This window comes from Pseudomonas sp. QE6 (assembly GCF_041379005.1).
GTDB lineage: Bacteria > Pseudomonadota > Gammaproteobacteria > Pseudomonadales > Pseudomonadaceae > Pseudomonas.
In genome coordinates this window covers 2,134,632-2,151,788 of the sequence record NZ_CP166873.1, presented here as the reverse complement: position 1 = coordinate 2,151,788, position 17,157 = coordinate 2,134,632, and the positions used below count along the sequence as shown (strand labels likewise).

The 17,157-nt window shown below is 65.2% G+C and carries 13 protein-coding genes; 7 read left to right on the top strand and 6 right to left on the bottom strand.

The features are described 5' to 3' along the window. Positions 1 to 143 precede the first annotated feature (143 nt). Entirely contained in the window at positions 144 to 617 is a 474-nt protein-coding gene (locus ACAW63_RS09870; RefSeq protein ID WP_331318511.1) for an Lrp/AsnC family transcriptional regulator, read from the top strand. Here the strand turns inward: ACAW63_RS09870 and ACAW63_RS09865 are convergent. Genes ACAW63_RS09865 through ACAW63_RS09855 form a run of 3 tightly spaced genes read right to left on the bottom strand, consistent with a single transcriptional unit; the run spans position 610 to position 2,953 of the window. Further along, positions 610 to 1,527: a biotin-dependent carboxyltransferase family protein gene (locus tag ACAW63_RS09865; RefSeq protein WP_371233345.1), complete on the bottom strand. Its 918-nt coding sequence runs from the start codon at positions 1,525 to 1,527 to the stop codon at positions 610 to 612. The genes ACAW63_RS09870 and ACAW63_RS09865 overlap by 8 nt on opposite strands. Then, the gene (pxpB, locus tag ACAW63_RS09860; protein ID WP_371233343.1) at positions 1,524 to 2,201 is read right to left on the bottom strand and encodes a 5-oxoprolinase subunit PxpB; all 678 of its coding nucleotides are present in this window, start codon (positions 2,199 to 2,201) and stop codon (positions 1,524 to 1,526) included. The genes ACAW63_RS09865 and pxpB overlap by 4 nt, the downstream gene beginning before the upstream one ends. After that, the gene (locus ACAW63_RS09855) at positions 2,198 to 2,953 is read right to left on the bottom strand and encodes a 5-oxoprolinase subunit PxpA (protein ID WP_371233341.1); all 756 of its coding nucleotides are present in this window, start codon (positions 2,951 to 2,953) and stop codon (positions 2,198 to 2,200) included. The genes pxpB and ACAW63_RS09855 overlap by 4 nt, the downstream gene beginning before the upstream one ends. A 131-nt stretch (positions 2,954 to 3,084) precedes the next feature. Here ACAW63_RS09855 and lpxO point away from each other — a divergent pair, with 131 nt between their 5' ends. Beyond that, positions 3,085 to 3,984 carry a lipid A hydroxylase LpxO gene (lpxO, locus tag ACAW63_RS09850; RefSeq protein ID WP_371234635.1) on the top strand — a complete coding sequence of 300 codons (900 nt, stop codon included), beginning with the start codon at positions 3,085 to 3,087 and terminating at the stop codon, positions 3,982 to 3,984. A 237-nt stretch (positions 3,985 to 4,221) separates the two neighbouring features. On the opposite strand, the gene ACAW63_RS09845 is transcribed toward lpxO, so the two are convergent. Beyond that, on the bottom strand, positions 4,222 to 6,768 hold the full coding sequence (locus tag ACAW63_RS09845; protein WP_371234634.1) for a PepSY domain-containing protein: 2,547 nt from the start codon (positions 6,766 to 6,768) through the stop codon (positions 4,222 to 4,224). Positions 6,769 to 6,928: 160 nt separating this feature from the next. Further along, the gene (locus ACAW63_RS09840) at positions 6,929 to 9,226 is read right to left on the bottom strand and encodes a TonB-dependent receptor (protein WP_371233339.1); all 2,298 of its coding nucleotides are present in this window, start codon (positions 9,224 to 9,226) and stop codon (positions 6,929 to 6,931) included. Positions 9,227 to 9,428: 202 nt separating this feature from the next. On the opposite strand from ACAW63_RS09840, the gene ACAW63_RS09835 reads away from it, so the two are divergent. The 3 genes from ACAW63_RS09835 to ACAW63_RS09825 all read left to right on the top strand — a co-directional run bounded on the left by ACAW63_RS09835 (position 9,429) and on the right by ACAW63_RS09825 (position 12,814). After that, a complete protein-coding gene (locus ACAW63_RS09835; RefSeq protein WP_371233338.1) occupies positions 9,429 to 10,109 on the top strand; it encodes a Fe2+-dependent dioxygenase in 681 nt (226 codons plus the stop codon). 6 nt (positions 10,110 to 10,115) lie between these two features. Next, positions 10,116 to 10,949 (top strand): tetratricopeptide repeat protein, encoded by an 834-nt coding sequence (locus tag ACAW63_RS09830; protein ID WP_371233336.1) that lies wholly within the window; start codon positions 10,116 to 10,118, stop codon positions 10,947 to 10,949. 62 nt (positions 10,950 to 11,011) lie between these two features. Further along, the gene (locus ACAW63_RS09825; protein WP_371233335.1) at positions 11,012 to 12,814 is read left to right on the top strand and encodes a phosphoethanolamine transferase CptA; all 1,803 of its coding nucleotides are present in this window, start codon (positions 11,012 to 11,014) and stop codon (positions 12,812 to 12,814) included. Positions 12,815 to 13,101: 287 nt separating this feature from the next. Here ACAW63_RS09825 and ACAW63_RS09820 read toward each other — a convergent pair whose 3' ends face one another. After that, positions 13,102 to 14,265 carry a type III PLP-dependent enzyme gene (locus ACAW63_RS09820; protein ID WP_371233333.1) on the bottom strand — a complete coding sequence of 388 codons (1,164 nt, stop codon included), beginning with the start codon at positions 14,263 to 14,265 and terminating at the stop codon, positions 13,102 to 13,104. A gap of 601 nt (positions 14,266 to 14,866) precedes the next feature. Between ACAW63_RS09820 and ACAW63_RS09815 the strand changes: the two genes are divergently transcribed. Together ACAW63_RS09815 and ACAW63_RS09810 are read left to right on the top strand one after the other, a co-directional pair. Continuing rightward, on the top strand, positions 14,867 to 16,450 hold the full coding sequence (locus ACAW63_RS09815; RefSeq protein ID WP_371233332.1) for a peptide chain release factor 3: 1,584 nt from the start codon (positions 14,867 to 14,869) through the stop codon (positions 16,448 to 16,450). 177 nt (positions 16,451 to 16,627) lie between these two features. After that, positions 16,628 to 17,071: a transposase gene (locus tag ACAW63_RS09810; protein WP_371233331.1), complete on the top strand. Its 444-nt coding sequence runs from the start codon at positions 16,628 to 16,630 to the stop codon at positions 17,069 to 17,071. The last annotated feature ends 86 nt before the right edge of the window (positions 17,072 to 17,157 follow it).

Below are 17,157 nucleotides of genomic sequence, written 5' to 3'. Positions count from 1 at the left end.
GAAGCAACTCCGCAAAAGTGATCGCGGATAAGGATTCTATGCCCGAAGGCCAAGGCAGGTGCTTGCGTATTCGACCATGATCGGCAGACTGATTGGCATACCCTGCCAAGCCATACCCACAAAACTCTTCACTTATGCCAAATATCAAGCTGGACGCCTACGACCACCGCATCCTCGCCGCCCTGCAGCGCGATGGCCGCCTGACCAATGTGCAGTTGGCCGAGGAAATCGGCCTCTCGCCCTCCCCCTGCCTGCGCCGGGTGCGCCTGCTGGAAGAGGCCGGGATGATCCGGGGCTACCACGCCGAACTGGGCCGCGACGAAGTCGGGCTGGGCCTGACGGTGTTCGTCGGGGTGAAGGTCGAACGCCACAGCGACACCAGCGCCGCCGCCTTCCGCCAGGCGGTGATCGACCTGCCGGAGGTGATTTCCGTGCACCTGGTCAGCGGCGAGTCGGACTTCCTCCTGCAAGTGGTGCTGCCGGACCTGCGCGCCTACGAGCAATTCCTCACCGGCACCCTGCTCAAGCTGCCGGGCGTCAGCGACATCCGCAGCAACTTCGCGATCCAGACCGTGAAGGAGTCCGCGCCGCTGCCGTTGCGGCACCTGCCTAAGTAGCGAAGAAGCGCAGGAACGCGCGCAGGTCCGCCTGCGCCTGCTCCACGCTCGCTTCGGTGAAGCGCACTCCACTGTGCGCCGGACATTGCGCCAGGCGGCCGATATCCAATGGGTGCAGCACGCCCAGCAGCGGGTAGCCGCCCATGCTCTGGCGGTCGGCCAGCAGGACAATGGGTTGGCCGTCCGGCGGCACCTGGATGGCTCCTTCCACCACCCCCAATGACCACTGCCGACGCGGCGCACTCAACGCCTCGCCGCGCAGTCGCACGCCCATCCGATCGGATTGCGGGCTGATCTGCCAGCGCTGTTCGAAGAAGGCCCGGCGTTGTTCGTCGCTGAAGGCGTCCGGGCCGGGTAGCACACGCAGTGTGGGCACTTCGCGGTAATCCGGCTGGTACGGCCAGGGCACGCTGGCGCCACGCGTGAAACACGCGCCATCGGCGACGCACGCCAGCACATCGCCCACCGCCAAGGGTTGGCCATCACCGGCAAGGCCGCCCAGCCGCTCGCGGGTCTGGGTCGAGACACTGCCCAGCACCGGCTCCGCGCGGAAGCCGCCCGCGGCGGCGAGATAGGCGCGCTGTCCGGCGCGGGCGAAGCCCAGCTTCAAGCGCTGCCCTACCCGCACGCGAAAGCGCGACCAGGCCGGCAGCGGTTCGCCATCGAGGCTCAGAGGCAGCTCGGCCCCCGTCAGCGCCAGCCAGGTGTCCAGCTGCGCTTCCAGCTCCACGCCGCCCAGGGCGATCTCCAGCAGTGCTGCGTCTGGGGCGTTACCCAGCAGGCGGTTGGCCCAGGCCGCCGCGTGTTTATCCACAGGGCCGCCGGGCGATACGCCCAATCCCTGCCAACCTTGGCGTCCGCCGTCCTGCAGCAGGCACAGCGGGCCGCAGGCGAGCACCTTCAGGCTCATGGTTCACCGCCGGCGGCGCGAAAGGCCGCTTCGTCGATGGGCACGAAACGCACGCGGTCGCCCACCACCAGTGGACAGGGTGGCTCCCGGCACGGATCGAACAGCCGCTGCGCGGTGCGCCCCAGCAGGTGCCAACCGCCAGGCGAGGCCTGGGGATAAACCGCCGTCTGCCGCTCGGCGATGGCCAGGCTGCCGGCCGGCACCCGGGTGCGCGGGGTGGCGCGGCGCGGCAGGGCGAGGCGTTCGTCCAGCTCGCCCAGGTAGGCGAAACCGGGCGCAAAACCGATAGCGCCAACATGGTAATCGCGGCCGGCGTGCAACTCGATCACCTGCGCGGGCTGGAGTCCGCACAGGCGCGCAACGTCGTCGAGGTCTTCGCCGGCGTACCACGCGGCGATCTCATGCAGGCGCCCCGTCGCCTCCACGGTGGCGTCACCCGGCCAGTCCGACAGCGCAGCCTGCACGCGGCGCTGTAGTTGCGGCAGGTCGATGCGCAGCAGGTCGTAGTGCAACAGGAGGGTGGTCCAGCCCGGCACGCAGTCGGTCAGCACCGGCCCGAGCTCGGAACGAAGACGTTCGGCAAGGCGCGCGATGCGCAGCGGCAAGGCGGCATCGGGCTGTTCGGCCAGGGTGATCAGCAGCGCCTGGGCGCCGAAAGCTTCGAGGCGGATCATGCCTGGTCCAGCAGGCCACGCAGGCGCCGCAGCACCGCCAGGGATTCGGGGTTGTCGCCATGCACGCAGAGGCTGTCGGCGCGCAGGCGCAGCGGGTTGCCATCGATGTCCGGGAAGGGCTCGCCACGGGCGATAGCCAGGGCCTGGTCGAGAATCCGCTGCGGTTCGTGGTGCACGGAATTGGGCAGGCGCCGCGGGGCAAGCTGGCCGTCGGGCAGGTAGGCGCGGTCGGCGAAGGCTTCGAACATCAGCGGCACGTCGGCGGCGTCGGCCAGTTGCAGCTCGCGGCTGTTGTCGGCCAGCGCCAGGACCATCAGCGGCAGGCTCTTGCGATAGGCGGCGCAGGCATCGAACACGGCCGAGAGCAGCGCGTCGTCACGCACCAGGTCGTTGTACAGCGCGCCGTGGGGCTTCACGTAGTCGACGCGGGTACCGGCGGCGCGGCAGAAGGCGTCCAGCGCGCCGAGCTGGTAGAGCACCAGCGCGTGCACTTCCTCGGGCGAGCAGCTCAGGTGGCGGCGGCCGAAACCGGCGAGGTCAGGGTAGGCGGGATGGGCGCCGATGCTCACGCCGTGCTCCACCGCCAGGCGCACGGTGCGCTGCATGGTCAGCGGATCGCCGGCGTGGTAGCCGCAGGCGAGGTTCGCCTGGTCGATCAGCGGCATGGCATGGGCATCGTCCCCCATGCGCCAGGCACCGAAGCTTTCGCCCATGTCGCAGTTGAGCAGAATCCGCGCGGTGCGTTCGGTCATCGGGGTCACCATCTTTCGAAAGTTCCTACAGGTTAAAGCAGACGCTGGCCTTTGGCCTTCGGAGAATACTCAGTCACGATTCGCAGGAGTACCATTCCCCGTCTAGACCAGTGGAAATCGTCTTTCGCATGATCAAAGCCGCCCTTCTGGCCACCTTCGGCCTGAGCATCCTTTATGTCCACCTGCGTGGGCGGGTGCGCCACAAATTCTCGCGCCAGTTGACCGACCACTCCAGCTTCCTCGCGCCGATCAACTGCATCATGTACCTGTTCTCCCGGGTGCCGAGCCGCCCGTACCTGGCGACCGACGAATTCCCCGAAATGCGCCTGCTGACGGAGAACTGGGAAACCATCCGCAGCGAAGCCCTGCACCTGCGCGACGCCGGCAGCATCAAGCGCTCCGAGCAGCTCAACGACGTGGGTTTCAATTCCTTCTTCAAGACCGGCTGGAAGCGCTTCTACCTGAAGTGGTACGACGACAGTCATCCCTCCGCCGACGCGCTGTGCCCGAAGACCACCGAGCTGCTGCGGCGGATTCCCTCGGTCAAGGCGGCGATGTTCGCCGAACTGCCGCCGGGCTCGCGCCTGGTACGCCACCGCGACCCCTATGCCGGCTCGCTGCGCTACCACCTGGGACTGATGACGCCGAACGATCCCGGCTGCTTCATCGAAGTGGACGGCGAACGCTACCACTGGCGCGACGGCGAAGCGGTGGTGTTCGACGAGACCTACATCCACTACGCCGAGAACACCACGGACCGTGACCGGGTGATCCTGTTCTGCGACATCGAGCGTCCGCTGAAGTACCGCTGGGCCACGGCGTTCAACCGCTGGTTCAGCCGCAATGTGATGGCCGCCGCCGCCTCGCCCAACGACGCGGGCGACAGGACCGGCGGCATCAACCGCGCCTTCGCCTCGCTGTACAGGATCCGCCTGCACGGCAAGGCGCTGAAGAAGCGCAACCGCAAGCTGTATTACCTGGAGAAGTGGGGATTCCTGGCGGCGCTGCTGGCGGTGGTTATCTGGATCTGAGCTGCGTTCGTGATATCAAGGCCTCCGCATTGGCGGGGGCCTTTTTGTTCATGCCGCTCGGAGAAGGATTGCCTGCGAAGTGCGGCACCGCCCTGTAGGAGTGAGCTTGCTCGCGAACGGATTTCCCGGCGGCTCCAGCGCTGGGCGGGTTCGCGAGCAAGCTCGCTCCTACACAAAGCCGGCCACGCTGAGCGTCGGAGCGGACTCCGTCCGCGATTGGCTACCCCAAACGCCGGATCAATAAACGTCGCGCCGATACCGCCCGTTCTCCAGCAGCGCCTCGACCCCGGCATCGCCGAGCATCTCGCGCAGCGCACGGTCGACGCCTTCGGCCATGCCCTGCAGGCTGCCGCAGACGTAGATCACCGCGCCCTCCTCCAGCCACTGGGCCAGCACGTCGCCGTTTGCGCGCAGACGATCCTGCACGTAGACCTTCTCGGCCTGGTCGCGGGAGAAGGCGACGTCCAGGCGTTGCAGCTCGCCCCGCGCCAATGCCCCTTCCAGCTCTTCGCGGCAGTAGAAGTCATGGGCAATATTGCGCTCGCCGAACAGCAGCCAGTTGCGCCGGCGGCCTTCGGCGATGCTGGCGCGCAGCAGGCTGCGCAGGCCGGCGAGACCGGTGCCGTTACCGATCAGGACCAGCGGACGGTCGTCTTCGCTGAGGTGGAAGCTGCGGTTGCGGCGCAGGCGCAGCAGCAGGCTGCCGCCCTCCGGCAGGTACTCGGTCAGCCAGCCGGAGCAGATGCCCAGCGAGCCGTCGGCGTGCTGCTCCTGGCGCACGATCAGCTCCAGCGCGCCGTCGCTGCGCAGCGAGGCAATGGAGTACTGGCGCACCGACAGCTTGATCAGTGCGTCGTACACCGCCTGAGCGTGCAGGCCGACCAGGTGTTCGAGATTGCCCGGCAGCAGGCACCCGGCCAGGGCATCCTTCAGGGGTGTGGCCAGACCATCGGCCTGGATGCGGGACTCGCCGTCCAGCCCCAGGCGGCCCAGCCAGGCGTTGACCAGGAACTGTGGCTGGCGCGGCACGACTTCCACCAGGTCGCCGGCATTCCAGTCGATCTGCGAATCGCTCGGCGCGGCCAGGCGCAGCAACCAGGTGGACTCGCCCTGGCTACCCGGGTTCAGGTGCTCACGTCCGGCCAGCGTCCAGACCTCGAAGGCCGGCGCACTGAACGCCGCCTGCGGCGCGGCGCCGGAGAGTTCGGCCAGGCGCTGCTGCCAGTCGTGCAGCGCGGCAGCGTCGCCGTTGTCCACCTCGACGCCGTCGAACAGCGTGTGCGCGCCCTGCCCTTGCAGCCAGCCCTGCAGGCGGCGGGCGAAGCCGCAGAAGTGGTCGTACTGGCGATCGCCCAGGGCGAGCACGGCGAAGCGCAGGTCGGCCAGGCCGAGGCGCTGGCCCAACAGTTGGCGCTCGAAGCCGCGGGCGCTGTCCGGGGCCTCGCCGTCGCCGAAGGTACTGACCACGAACAGGGCGTTGCGAGTCTGCTCCAGCTGCGCACGGTCCAGCTTCGCCAGGGGTTCGACCCGCACCGGCAGGCCGGCCGCTTGCAGTTGCCCGGCGCTCTGCCAGGCCAGTTGCTCGGCGAAGCCGCTCTGGCTGGCATAGCCCACCAGCCAGGCGTCGGCGCAGGTGTCATGGTTCAGTTCCCCACGCGCCGCCTGGGCCGCGCGCTTCTTGCGGCGACGATCGAGGTAGAGCAGCCAGCCGGTGATGAAGAACAGCGGCATCGACAGGCTCGCCAGCATCATCAGAATGCGCCCCGGCAGGCCGAAGTAGCTGCCCACGTGGAGGGCATAGACGCTGGTCAGCAGTTGCTTGCCAAAGGAACTGTCGTTGTAGCGCTTGTGGGCCAGCAGCTTGCCGCTGGCCGGGTCGATGCTCATCTCGTTGAAGGCACGCTCGTGGGCGGCGTCATCGAGGAGGTAGAAGACAGTGGCGGGCCGGCCCTGCACCGGCGGCAGGCGCAGGTTGTAGGTAACCATCGCGGGACCGCCGGTCTGCCGGATGGTGGCCCAGACGGCGCTGGCATCGACCACCGGCGGCGGCCCTTCCGGCGCCGGTCCGCGCTTGCTGCCGCCGCGCTGGCCACCCTTGGCCTGGCCGGCGGGCGCGTCGTCGAGCAGCTTGAACAGGCCGTCGCGGTACCAGTCGTAGGACCAGTACAGGCCAGTCAGCGTCGCCAGGAGATAGAACGCCAGGCACCAGGTACCGGCCACGGCGTGCAGGTCCCAGTTGAACGCCCGGCCCTTCTTGGCCCTGTCCAGGGTCAGCCAGACGCGCCAGTTCAGGGCCTTGCGCGGCCAGCGCAGGTACAGGCCGGACAGGCACAGGAAGAGCAGGATCAGGGTACAGGCGGCGGTGACCTGCTTGCCTGCCTCGCCCGCGGCGAGGAAGCGGTGTAGCTGCATGACGAAGTTGAAGAAGCCCTCGCCCCTGGGCGCCGGTAGGAAGTCCGCAGTGTAGGGGTCGACGTAGCGCGACTCGCCCCGGCGCTGGCCCGGCTTGGGCGTGTAGAAGAGACGGCCGGCCTGGTCGCCGTCGATCTTCACCCAGACGAAGGCGACCTTCTTGCCCGGCTCGGCGCTTTCCACCCGGCGGATCAGTTCGTCCATCGGCAGCGTGCCCTCGGCGCGCTTTTCCACGGTGAGACTGGCGGGATTCACGGCGCGCAGGATTTCATCCTGGAACGACAGCATCGCCCCGGTCAGGCCCATCAGCGCCAGCACCAGACCGGCGCTGATACCGAACAGCCAATGCAACTGGAACCAGACTTTCTTCAACACCGTGGCCTCACGTCGTGCCGCACGTTTTACATGGAGCGGAATTTTATTGAGAACGGCTCGCAAATACAGCCGTCTTTTTCAACCTTTACCCTGGGCTTACACACAAAAACCCCCGGCCGAGGAGCGTCGGCCGGGGTGGCTCGCCCGCAGGCGGACCCTAGAAGTGGAAGTTGGTGGAAAGGAGCACGGTGCGGCCGGCCGCCTGGGTCGCGTAGTGCGAGGCGTAGGCCTTGTCGAAGTACTTCTTGTCGAAGACGTTCTGCACGTTGAGCTGGAAGTCGACGTTCTTGCTCAGCTTGTAGGCGGCCATCGCGTCGTAGCGCCAGTAGTCCGGGACGTACATGGTGTTGGCCACGTCGCCATACACCTTGTCGACGTAGAAGGTGCCGCCGCCGATAGTGGCGTTGGGCAGGACGTCGTAGGTGGTCCACAGGCTGAAGCTGTTCTTCGGCGTGTTGGGCATTTCGTTGCCATCGTTGGACGGCACGTTGGCGGTGATGTTGCCGTTGCGGCCGGTCTTGCCGGCTTTCACCAGTTCGCTGTCGAGGTAGCTGTAGCCGGCGAAGACCTTCCACTTGTCGGTCAGCTTGCCGCTGGCGGTCAGCTCCAGGCCATCGACGCGGGACTGGCCGGCGTTGTCGTAGGTCTGCGGCGCCACCAGGATGCGCGCATTGTCCTTGTCGGTGCGGAAGATCGCGCCGGTCAGCTCCAGGCGCTCATCCAGGAAGCTCCACTTGGTACCGATCTCGTAGTTGGTGGTTTCTTCCGGTTCCAGGTTGTTCTTCACCGAGAAGGCGTCCACCGCGTTGGAGGTGTTGCCGTTGTCCAGCATGCTGCCCGGCGGCGTCGCCGAGGTGGCGTAGGACGCGTAGATGCTGCCGTTGGGCGCCGGCTTGTAGACCACGCCGGCCTGCCAGTTCCAGAAGCTGGAGCTGTCTTCGAACTTGGTGGCGGGTGAAGCGCTGTGGTTCTTCGCGGTGGTTTCGAAGCTGTCGAAGCGCACGCCGGCGTTGATCTGCCACTGCTCGTTCAGGTCGATGGTGTCGAAGCCGTAGATCGCCTTGGTGGTGCCGACGGTGTTCAGCGGCTTGTAGTTGCGGGTGATGCTGCCGTTCCACGGATCGTGCGGGTTGGGGTTTTCCAGGCTGGTGCAGTTGTACCCGCTGGGCGCACCGACGATTCCCGGACGGCACTTGTTGCTGTTCAGGCCGGTGTTGGTGTCGACCGTGTAGCCATCGCGCTTGCTGTCTTCGCGGCTGAACTCAAGACCGGTGGTGAAGCTGTTCTTGAACCCGGCCAGGTAGAACTCGCCGAACAGGTCGGTCTGGTTGGTCGCCGTGGTGGTGGTGCTGATGCGGTTGTTGTTGCGCCGCCACACGGTGCCATTATTGACGTTGCCCTGGCTGTCGTCGGGCTGCGTCATGATGTAGTCCTGGTGGCTGGTGCCGTACCGGGTGGTATTGCGCAGGCTCAGGTTGTCGTTGAAGTCGTGCTCGAAGGTGATGGTGCTGGTGTCCACCCGGCTCTTGGAGAAGTCGCGATCCTCCAGGCCATAGAAATTGTCGCGGTCGACGTTCACCGGCTTGTCGGGGTTGTGCTTGCTGCGGTCGGCGCTCTTGGCGTACGGGATGCCCGAGTCGGGTGTGTCGTCGCTTTCCAGGTGGTAGTGGCTGACGGTGACGCGGGTCGGGCCATTGAGGCCGAAGGTCAGCGACGGCGCGATACCCCAGCGGCTGGCGTCCACCGCCTGGCGACCGGCGACGTTCTGGTCGTGGGTCATCAGGTTCAGGCGGAAGGCGGCGTTGCCGTCGAGAAACTCCTGGTTGGTGTCCAGGGTGTAGCGACGGGTCTGGTCGGAGCCGTAGGTGAAGCTGCCGTCGGTGAAGTTGCCGGCCTTGGCCTGCTTGCTGATCAGGTTCAGGCTGCCACCGGCCGAGCCACGGCCGCCGAAGGCCGAGTTCGGGCCCTTGCTGACTTCGATCTGTTCCAGGTTGAACACTTCACGGGATTGCGCGCCGGTGTCGCGTACGCCGTCGACATAGGTGTCGCTCTGCGCGTCGAAGCCACGGATGAAGGGACGGTCGCCGGTCGGGTTGCCGCCCTCGCCGGCGCCGAAGGTGATGCCCGGCACGGTGCGCAGGGCGTCCTGCAGGGTCAGCGCGCCGGTGTCCTTGATAACCTGCTGCGGCACCACGGTCACCGAGCGCGGTGTATCCAGCAGCGGGGCGGTGTATTTCTTCGACGCGGACTTCTCGACGTTGTAGGTGGTCGGGTCCTGCTGGGTACCGACGACGGTATCGGCGTCCAGGGACAATACGTCCTGGCTCGGCTTCTTCTCCGAGGATTCGGCGGCATGGGCCAGGTGGCTGCCGGACATGGCGGTGATGGCGACACCGACGGCGGATGCCAAGAGGCGCGGCGTGTTGCCGGCGAGATCGGACGATTGGCGCGACATTGCAAATCCCTCCCCAGGGGCTCATGAAGGCCGCGCAATCTAGTGCAATTAAGAATTCATATCAATTACCACTTATTCTCATACGCGTATGATTTACAAGATTTACATTTCATGACTGACCAATGACAGGGCATGGCGGTTGTAGTCGGCTGTTGCAAATCATTATCATTGACAACTTCTCAGGCACCGACGGAACCGCCCCATGCTGTTGCACATTCCCGGCATCTTCACCCGCGAGGAAGTGGTGCGTATCCGCGCCGCCCTGGAACAGGCCGAATGGGGCGACGGCAAGGCCACCGCCGGGTACCAGTCGGCCCGTGCCAAGCACAACCTGCAGCTGCCCCAGGACCACCCGCTGGCCCGCGAGATAGGCGAAGCCATGCTGCAGCGCCTGTGGAGCAACCCGCTGTTCCAGTCCGCCGCGCTGCCGCACAAGGTCTTTCCGCCACTGTTCAATTGCTATACCGGCGGCGGCTCCTTCGACTTCCACATCGACAACGCCGTGCGCGACGTCCAGGGTGGCCGCGAGCGCGTGCGCACCGACGTCTCCTCGACCCTGTTCTTCAGCGACCCGGAGGATTACGACGGCGGCGAACTGGTGATCCAGGACACTTACGGCACCCAGCAGGTCAAGCTGCCGGCCGGCGACCTGGTGCTCTACCCCGCCACCAGCCTGCACAAGGTCAACCCGGTGACCCGTGGCGCGCGAATCGCCTCCTTCTTCTGGACCCAGAGCCTGGTGCGCGAGGACAGCCAGCGCGCCCTGCTGTACCAGATGGACCAGTCGATCCAGGCACTGACCCGCGACGTGCCCGAGCACCCGGCGCTGGTCGAGCTGACCGGCACCTACCACAACCTGCTGCGCCGCTGGGTGGATGTCTGACCGCCCATGAGCTTCGTCCTGCGCCGCACCGAAGAAGTCGCCGTTGAAGACCTCAATGGCCAGCTCGCCGACAACCCACGCCAGGCCGCCCGGCTGATCCTCGCCGCCGCCCGCGACGGCGAGCTGGAAGCCCAGGCGCTGCTCGGCCAGGTCCTTCTCGACGGCCATGGCATCGAGCGCGACCCGACGCTGGCCATGACCTGGTTCGGCATCGCCGCCGAGCGCGGCCACGCCATGGCGCGCAACATGCTCGGCCGCTGCCTGGAACACGGCTGGGGCTGCCGCGCCGATCCCGCCTCAGCCGCCGGCCACTACGCGCTCGCCGCCGAAGCCGGCCTGGACTGGGCGATGTACAACCTGGCCAACCTGCTGGCCACCGGACGCGGCGTGGCACGCGACGAGGTGCACGCCCTGGCGCTGTACCGCCGGGCGGCGGAACTGGGGCACGCCAAGTCGATGAATCTGGTCGGCCGCTTCTACGAGGAGGGCCTGGTGGTCCCCCGCGATGCCGAGGCCGCCCATCGCTGGTACCGGCGCTCCGCCGAGGCCGGTGACTTCCGTGGCCAGTTCAGCCACGCCACGGTGCTGGCCGAGGCCGGCGACCTGGAAGGCGCCCTGCCCTGGCTGCAGCGCGCGCTGCAGGGCGGCAACCTGAACTTCCTGCGGGTCGCCCGCGAGCAACTGGCCAAGTCCCCGCAGCAAGCCTTGCGTCAGCTGGCTTACGCCTATGGCCAGCGGGCCGCCGAACTGGGCGATGAATCCGACGAAATGCGTCTGGAGTCGCTGCGTCACGCCCAGGATCGCTGCAACTTGACGCATTTTTCACCTCATTCCTGTTAACCTCCACGGCCTTTTTTCGGCTGCGGGATTGCAGCCTTCTGTCCCGAATCGACGAGGCGTGTGTGTCTACCACTAATTCCCCTTCTGCCCGCAAAGGCGTCGACTGGGCCGGCCTGGGCTGGCTGCTCCTGTTCTTCTGGTACTTCTCCGGCGTAACCCAACTGCTGATCCTGCTCAGCGGCACCACCGGCTTCGCCGGCTTCCGTGACGCCTTCTTCCTCAGCAGCCTGTGGCTCGCCCCCGTGCTGCTGCTGCCGCGCTTCACCCGCGGGATTTCGGCGATCATCGGCCTGGTGCTGTGGGGCGCGTCGCTGGTGGGCCTGAGCTACTTCGGCATCTACCGCCAGGAGTTCTCGCAGAGCGTCATCTTCGTCATGTTCGAATCGAACACCGCCGAAGCCGGCGAGTATTTCAGCCAGTACTTCAGCCTCTGGCTGTGCCTCGCGCTGCTGGTCTACAGCGTGGTCGCGGTGCTGCTGTGGCGGCGCATCCGCCCGGTCACCCTGCCGCTCTACACCCGCGTACCGGTGGCCGTGCTGCTGGTGGCGATGAACCTGGTCTACCCCTTCTACAAGCAGATGGTCACCCAGGAGCGCAGTTTCGCCGAGGCGCTGGAGAAGGTGCAGCAGCGCATGGAGCCGGCCGTGCCCTGGCAACTGGTCGTGGGCTACGCGCAGTACCGCCAGCAGCTGGACAACATGCAGAAGCTGCTGGAGCAGAACGCCTCCCTGCCGCCGCTGCAGAACCTCAAGGACAGCAGCGGCGAGGCGCCGCGCACCCTGGTGCTGGTGCTGGGCGAATCCACCACCCGCGAGCACATGCACCTGTACGGCTACCCGCGCGAAACCACCCCGAACCTCGACGCCCTGGCGGCGGCCGAGGGCCACAACCTGACGGTGTTCCAGAACGTGGTCTCGCCGCGTCCCTACACCATCGAGGTGATGCAGCAGATCCTCACCTTCGGTGACGAGCAGAACCCCGACAAGTTCCTCACCGATCCGTCGCTGATCAACCTGATGAAACAGGCAGGCTACAAGACCTTCTGGATCACCAACCAGCAGACGATGACCAAGCGCAACACCATGCTCACCACCTTCTCGCAGCAGACGGATGCGCAGTTCTACCTGAACAACCAGCGCAACCAGAACGCCAGCCAGTACGACGGCGTGGTGCTTGAACCCTTCGAGAAGGCCCTGCAGGACCCGGCACAGAAGAAGTTCATCGTCATCCACCTGCTCGGCACGCACATGGACTACCGCTACCGCTATCCGGAGCAGTACGCCCAGTTCAAGGACCGCCAGGGCGTGCCCTCGGCGCTGTCGGATGACCAGGTGGAAACCTACAACTTCTACGACAACGCCGTGCTGTACAACGACTTCGTGGTCTCCAGCCTGATCAAGCGCTACGCCGCGACCGACCCGAACGGCTTCCTGCTGTACCTCTCCGACCACGGCGAGGATGTCTACAGCTCGGGCAACCACGACCGCCTGGGCCGCAACGAAGGCGCCCCGACCCGGCCGATGTACACCATCCCGTTCATGCTCTGGACCTCGCCCAGTTGGCAGGCCGCGCACCCGCGCGACCTGCAGGCGGCCGCCAACCGTCCGTACAGCAGCTCGCACCTGATCCACACCCTGTCGGATCTGGCGGGCCTGAGCTACGACCGCTTCGAGCCGGTCAAGAGCCTGGTCAGCGACCAGTTCGCCGTGGCCCCGCGCTGGATCGGCGACCCGTACAAGAAGGATGGCCTGCGCGAGTTCGACAAGCTGCCGCCGACCCAGGCCGCGCCGCAGCAGGAGATCGCCAAGGAATCCCAGTCGCCGGATACCGCCCAGACTCCGCTGGCGCAGCCCAACAAGGGCTGAGTCGGTCCAGATCGTGAAAACGCCCCGCTCTGCGGGGCGTTTTCATTTCGCGATGCGATGGCTTTTCGCAGGAGCGGACTCCGTCCGCGATCGACCCTCGCGCGTGACACATCGCGGACCAAGTCCGCTGATGCATCCGTTATCTACAGGAGCGAGCTTGCTCGCGAACAGATTCAGCCGGCAGCATCGCTGTTGGGCGGTTCGCGAGCAAGCTCGCTCCTACGAAAAGCAAACGCCAGAAACGAAAAGGCCCCGCATCGCGGGGCCGTTTCATTCGAGCCTGAAGCTTACAGGTAGAATGCCTTCAGCGGCGGGAAGCCGTTGAACTCCACCGCGCTGTAGCTGGTGGTGTAGGCGCCGGTGGACAGCCAGTACAGGCGGTCGCCGGCAGCCAGGTTCAGCGGCAGGCCGTACTTGTAGTGCTCGTACATGATGTCGGCGCTGTCGCAGGTCGGGCCGGCGATGACCACTTCTTCCAGCTCGCCCTTCTTCTCCACGTGGATCGGGAACTTGATGGACTCGTCCATGGTTTCGATCAGGCCGGAGAACTTGCCTACGTCGGTGAACACCCAGCGCTCCACGGCGGTGCGCGACTTGCGCGCCACCAGCACGACTTCGCTCACCAGGATACCGGCGTTGGCGATCAGCGAGCGGCCCGGCTCGAGGATGATTTCCGGCAGGTCGTCGCCGAAGTCTTCCTTGAGGAAGCGGATGATTTCCTCGGCGTAGGTTTCCAGGCTATTGGTCTTGGCAATGTAGTTGGCCGGGAAGCCGCCGCCCATGTTGATCATCTTCAGTTCGATGCCGTCTTCTTCCTTCAGGCGCTCGAAGATGACCTTCACCTTGGCGATGGCCGCGTCCCATACGCCGATGTCGCGCTGCTGCGAACCCACGTGGAAGGACACTCCGTAGGGCACCAGGCCCAGGTCACGGGCCAGCACCAGCAGGTCCATGGCCATGTCGGTCTGGCAGCCGAACTTGCGCGACAGCGGCCAGTCGGCGGAGGTGGAACCCTCGGTGAGGATGCGCACGTAGACCTTGGAGCCCGGCGCGGCCTTGGCGATGTTGCGCAGGTCGGCCTCGGAGTCGGTGGCGAACAGGCGCACGCCCTTCTCGTAGAAGTAGCGAATGTCGCGGGCTTTCTTGATGGTGTTGCCGTAGCTGATGCGCTCCGGGCCCACACCGGTCTTCATCACCTTGTCCAGTTCGTAGATCGAGGCGATGTCGAAGTTCGAACCCTTGTCGCGCAGCAGCTCGGTGATCTCGGTGGCCGGGTTGGCCTTCACCGCGTAGTAGATCTTGGCGAAGGGGAAGCAGTCGGTCAGCTGATCGTACGCGTTGGCGATGGTCTGCTTGTCGATGACGACGAAGGGGGTTTCCTGCTTGTCGGCAAACGCCTTCATGCGCTGGAAGGTTTCCGGGGCGAAGTAATCCTCGACCTTGATGGACATGGTTGGGACTCCAAATGGCAAAACACGCAATTGAAAAGAGGGACGGCTCTTTTACTTTCGAGCCACGAACGCCTGATCAGTTTCCCCACTTTGGTTCGCCTACTTCCCAAGGCATGTCGCCGAGCATTACCGGTTCCGACTTCTCCTGGGCTCCCTGCCCCTGTCGGGGCGCGGAGTCGCCGGGTCGGCAACCTCTCGTCGTCAGTACTTGAGCCGGATGGATCGTTTCCAGCATGAGCGTTCGGGCGCGAACTTTAGGACCACAGGCACCACAGATCAATCAAAAATTGCCGCTTTTTCATAACCCTTTGTCGCGATCCGGCGTTTCGTTTCAAATCCTTAACAAAACGTCATGAAATGCTGCACAGACGCGGGTTTCAAGGGCATGACAGGGACCGCTCGACGAACCTTTTTCCCCCCGGATAAGGGGAGACACTGGCGCGTCCGGGATCGATGGCCGACGCCCCTTCCGGAGGGACCGCCGGCGTGCGTGTCGGCCGCCGGGTGCCCGGTGGCGCTGATCGACCGGTCATTTCCCGTTATAATCCCGCGCTTTTGGGCCGATCCGGGCCCATCATCGATTCCAGCCAGGCACGCATCCATGACCATCCAGGCCGCCGAAGTCGCCAAACGCCGCACGTTCGCGATCATTTCCCACCCCGACGCCGGTAAGACCACCATTACCGAAAAGCTCCTGCTGATGGGCAAGGCGATCGCCGTCGCCGGTACCGTGAAGTCGCGCAAGTCCGACCGCCACGCCACCTCCGACTGGATGGAGATGGAAAAGCAGCGCGGCATCTCCATCACCACCTCGGTGATGCAGTTCCCCTACCGCGAGCACATGATCAACCTGCTCGACACCCCCGGCCACGAAGACTTCTCCGAAGACACCTACCGCACCCTGACCGCGGTGGACTCGGCGCTGATGGTCCTCGACGGCGGCAAGGGTGTAGAACCGCGCACCATCGCCCTGATGGAAGTCTGCCGCCTGCGCGACACGCCCATCGTCAGCTTCATCAACAAGCTCGACCGCGACATCCGCGACCCCATCGAGCTGCTCGACGAGATCGAGGCCGTCCTGAAGATCAAGGCCGCGCCCATCACCTGGCCGATCGGTTGCTACAAGGACTTCAAGGGGGTGTACCACCTCGCCCAGGACAAGATCATCGTCTACGTGCCCGGCCACGGCCACGAGCGCATCGAGACGAAGATCATCGACAAGCTCGACTCCGACGAAGCCCGTGCGCACCTGGGCGATCTCTACGAGAACTTCCTCGAAGAGCTGGAACTGGTGCAGGGCGCCTGCCACGAGTTCGACAAGCAGGCCTTCCTCGACGGCGAGATGACCCCGGTGTTCTTCGGTACCGCACTGGGCAACTTCGGTGTCGACCAGGTGCTCGACTGCATCGTCGACTGGGCCCCGCAACCGCTGGAGCGCGGCACCCACGAGCGCACCGTGGCGCCGACCGAGGAGAAGTTCTCCGGCTTCGTGTTCAAGATCCAGGCGAACATGGACCCCAAGCACCGCGACCGCATCGCCTTCATGCGCATCTGCTCGGGCAAGTACGAGAAGGGCATGAAGATGCGCCATGTGCGCCTGGGCAAGGACGTGAAGATCGCCGACGCCCTGACCTTCTTCTCCAGCGAGCGTGAGCAGCTGGAAGAGGCCTACGCCGGCGACATCATCGGCCTGCACAACCACGGCACCATCCAGATCGGCGACACTTTCACCGAAGGCGAGGCGCTGGGCTTCACCGGCATCCCGCACTTCGCCCCGGAACTGTTCCGCCGCGTGCGCCTGAAGGACCCGCTGAAATCCAAGCAGCTGCGCCAGGGCCTGCAGGAACTGGCCGAGGAAGGTGCGACGCAAGTCTTCTTCCCCGAGCGCAACAACGACATCATCCTCGGCGCCGTCGGTGTGCTGCAGTTCGACGTGGTCGCCAGCCGCCTGAAGGAGGAATACAAGGTCGAGTGCGCCTACGAGGCGATCAACGTCTGGTCGGCGCGCTGGATCGAGTGCAAGGACGAGAAGAAGCTCAAGGAGTTCAAGGACAAGGCCATGGAGAACCTCTCCGTGGACGGCGGCGGCCACCTCACCTACCTGGCCCCGACCCGCGTCAACCTGAGCCTGATGGAAGAGCGCTGGCCGGACATCACCTTCCGCGCCACCCGCGAACACCACTGAGTTCGCCGCTCTCGAAACGCCCGCCTTGTGCGGGCGTTTTTGTTGGCACCGAACGTCTTTTGTAGGAGCGAGCTTGCTCGCGAACCGGACCCCGCAGGTTCGCGAGCAAGCTCGCTCCTACAGTCAGGCCTCCACTCTTCTGCAAGCGTATCCATCAGTACGCAGAGGGGATCTGAGATGGGGTTTCATGGCAAGGATTTGCGCAACGGACGTCATTCGCTCGAAGGGCAGAGATATTTGGTGACAACCGTCACCTATCAACGTGAACCGCTATTCACGCAATGGAACGCATCCTGTTCGGTCGCTCGCGAGCTTCACCAATTGGCACAGGCCAGTCTCCTCGCCTGGGTATTGATGCCGGACCATTTGCATTGCCTGGTCCAACTCGAGAGCGGTTCATTGAGTGACTTTATGCAACAGCTGAAATCCCTCACAGCAATCTCACTGAACAGAGCGCTGAAACGCACAGGTAAAGTCTGGCAATCAGGCTTCCACGATCACGCCCTGCGCCGCGACGAAGACCTGCAAGCAACCGCTCGATATCTGGTCGCCAATCCCTTGCGTGCAGGGCTGGTCAAATCGCTTCGAGACTATCCCTTCTGGAACGCAGTCTGGCTTTGACGTATAGCCCTGTAGGAGCGAGCTTGCTCGCGAACAAACCCCGCTGCAGGGCCAGGGTTCGCGAGCAAGCTCGCTCCTACGAAGAG

What these genes read in the sequence shown, in the direction of transcription:
- ACAW63_RS09855 (WP_371233341.1), bottom strand. Translation starts at nt 2,953, where the DNA reads ATGACCGAACGCACCGCGCGGATTCTGCTCAACTGCGACATGGGCGAA.
- ACAW63_RS09835 (WP_371233338.1), top strand. Translation starts at nt 9,429, where the DNA reads ATGCTGTTGCACATTCCCGGCATCTTCACCCGCGAGGAAGTGGTGCGT.
- ACAW63_RS09815 (WP_371233332.1), top strand. Translation starts at nt 14,867, where the DNA reads ATGACCATCCAGGCCGCCGAAGTCGCCAAACGCCGCACGTTCGCGATC.
- pxpB (WP_371233343.1), bottom strand. Translation starts at nt 2,201, where the DNA reads ATGATCCGCCTCGAAGCTTTCGGCGCCCAGGCGCTGCTGATCACCCTG.
- ACAW63_RS09865 (WP_371233345.1), bottom strand. Translation starts at nt 1,527, where the DNA reads ATGAGCCTGAAGGTGCTCGCCTGCGGCCCGCTGTGCCTGCTGCAGGAC.
- ACAW63_RS09810 (WP_371233331.1), top strand. Translation starts at nt 16,628, where the DNA reads ATGGGGTTTCATGGCAAGGATTTGCGCAACGGACGTCATTCGCTCGAA.
- ACAW63_RS09820 (WP_371233333.1), bottom strand. Translation starts at nt 14,265, where the DNA reads ATGTCCATCAAGGTCGAGGATTACTTCGCCCCGGAAACCTTCCAGCGC.
- ACAW63_RS09830 (WP_371233336.1), top strand. Translation starts at nt 10,116, where the DNA reads ATGAGCTTCGTCCTGCGCCGCACCGAAGAAGTCGCCGTTGAAGACCTC.
- ACAW63_RS09840 (WP_371233339.1), bottom strand. Translation starts at nt 9,226, where the DNA reads ATGTCGCGCCAATCGTCCGATCTCGCCGGCAACACGCCGCGCCTCTTG.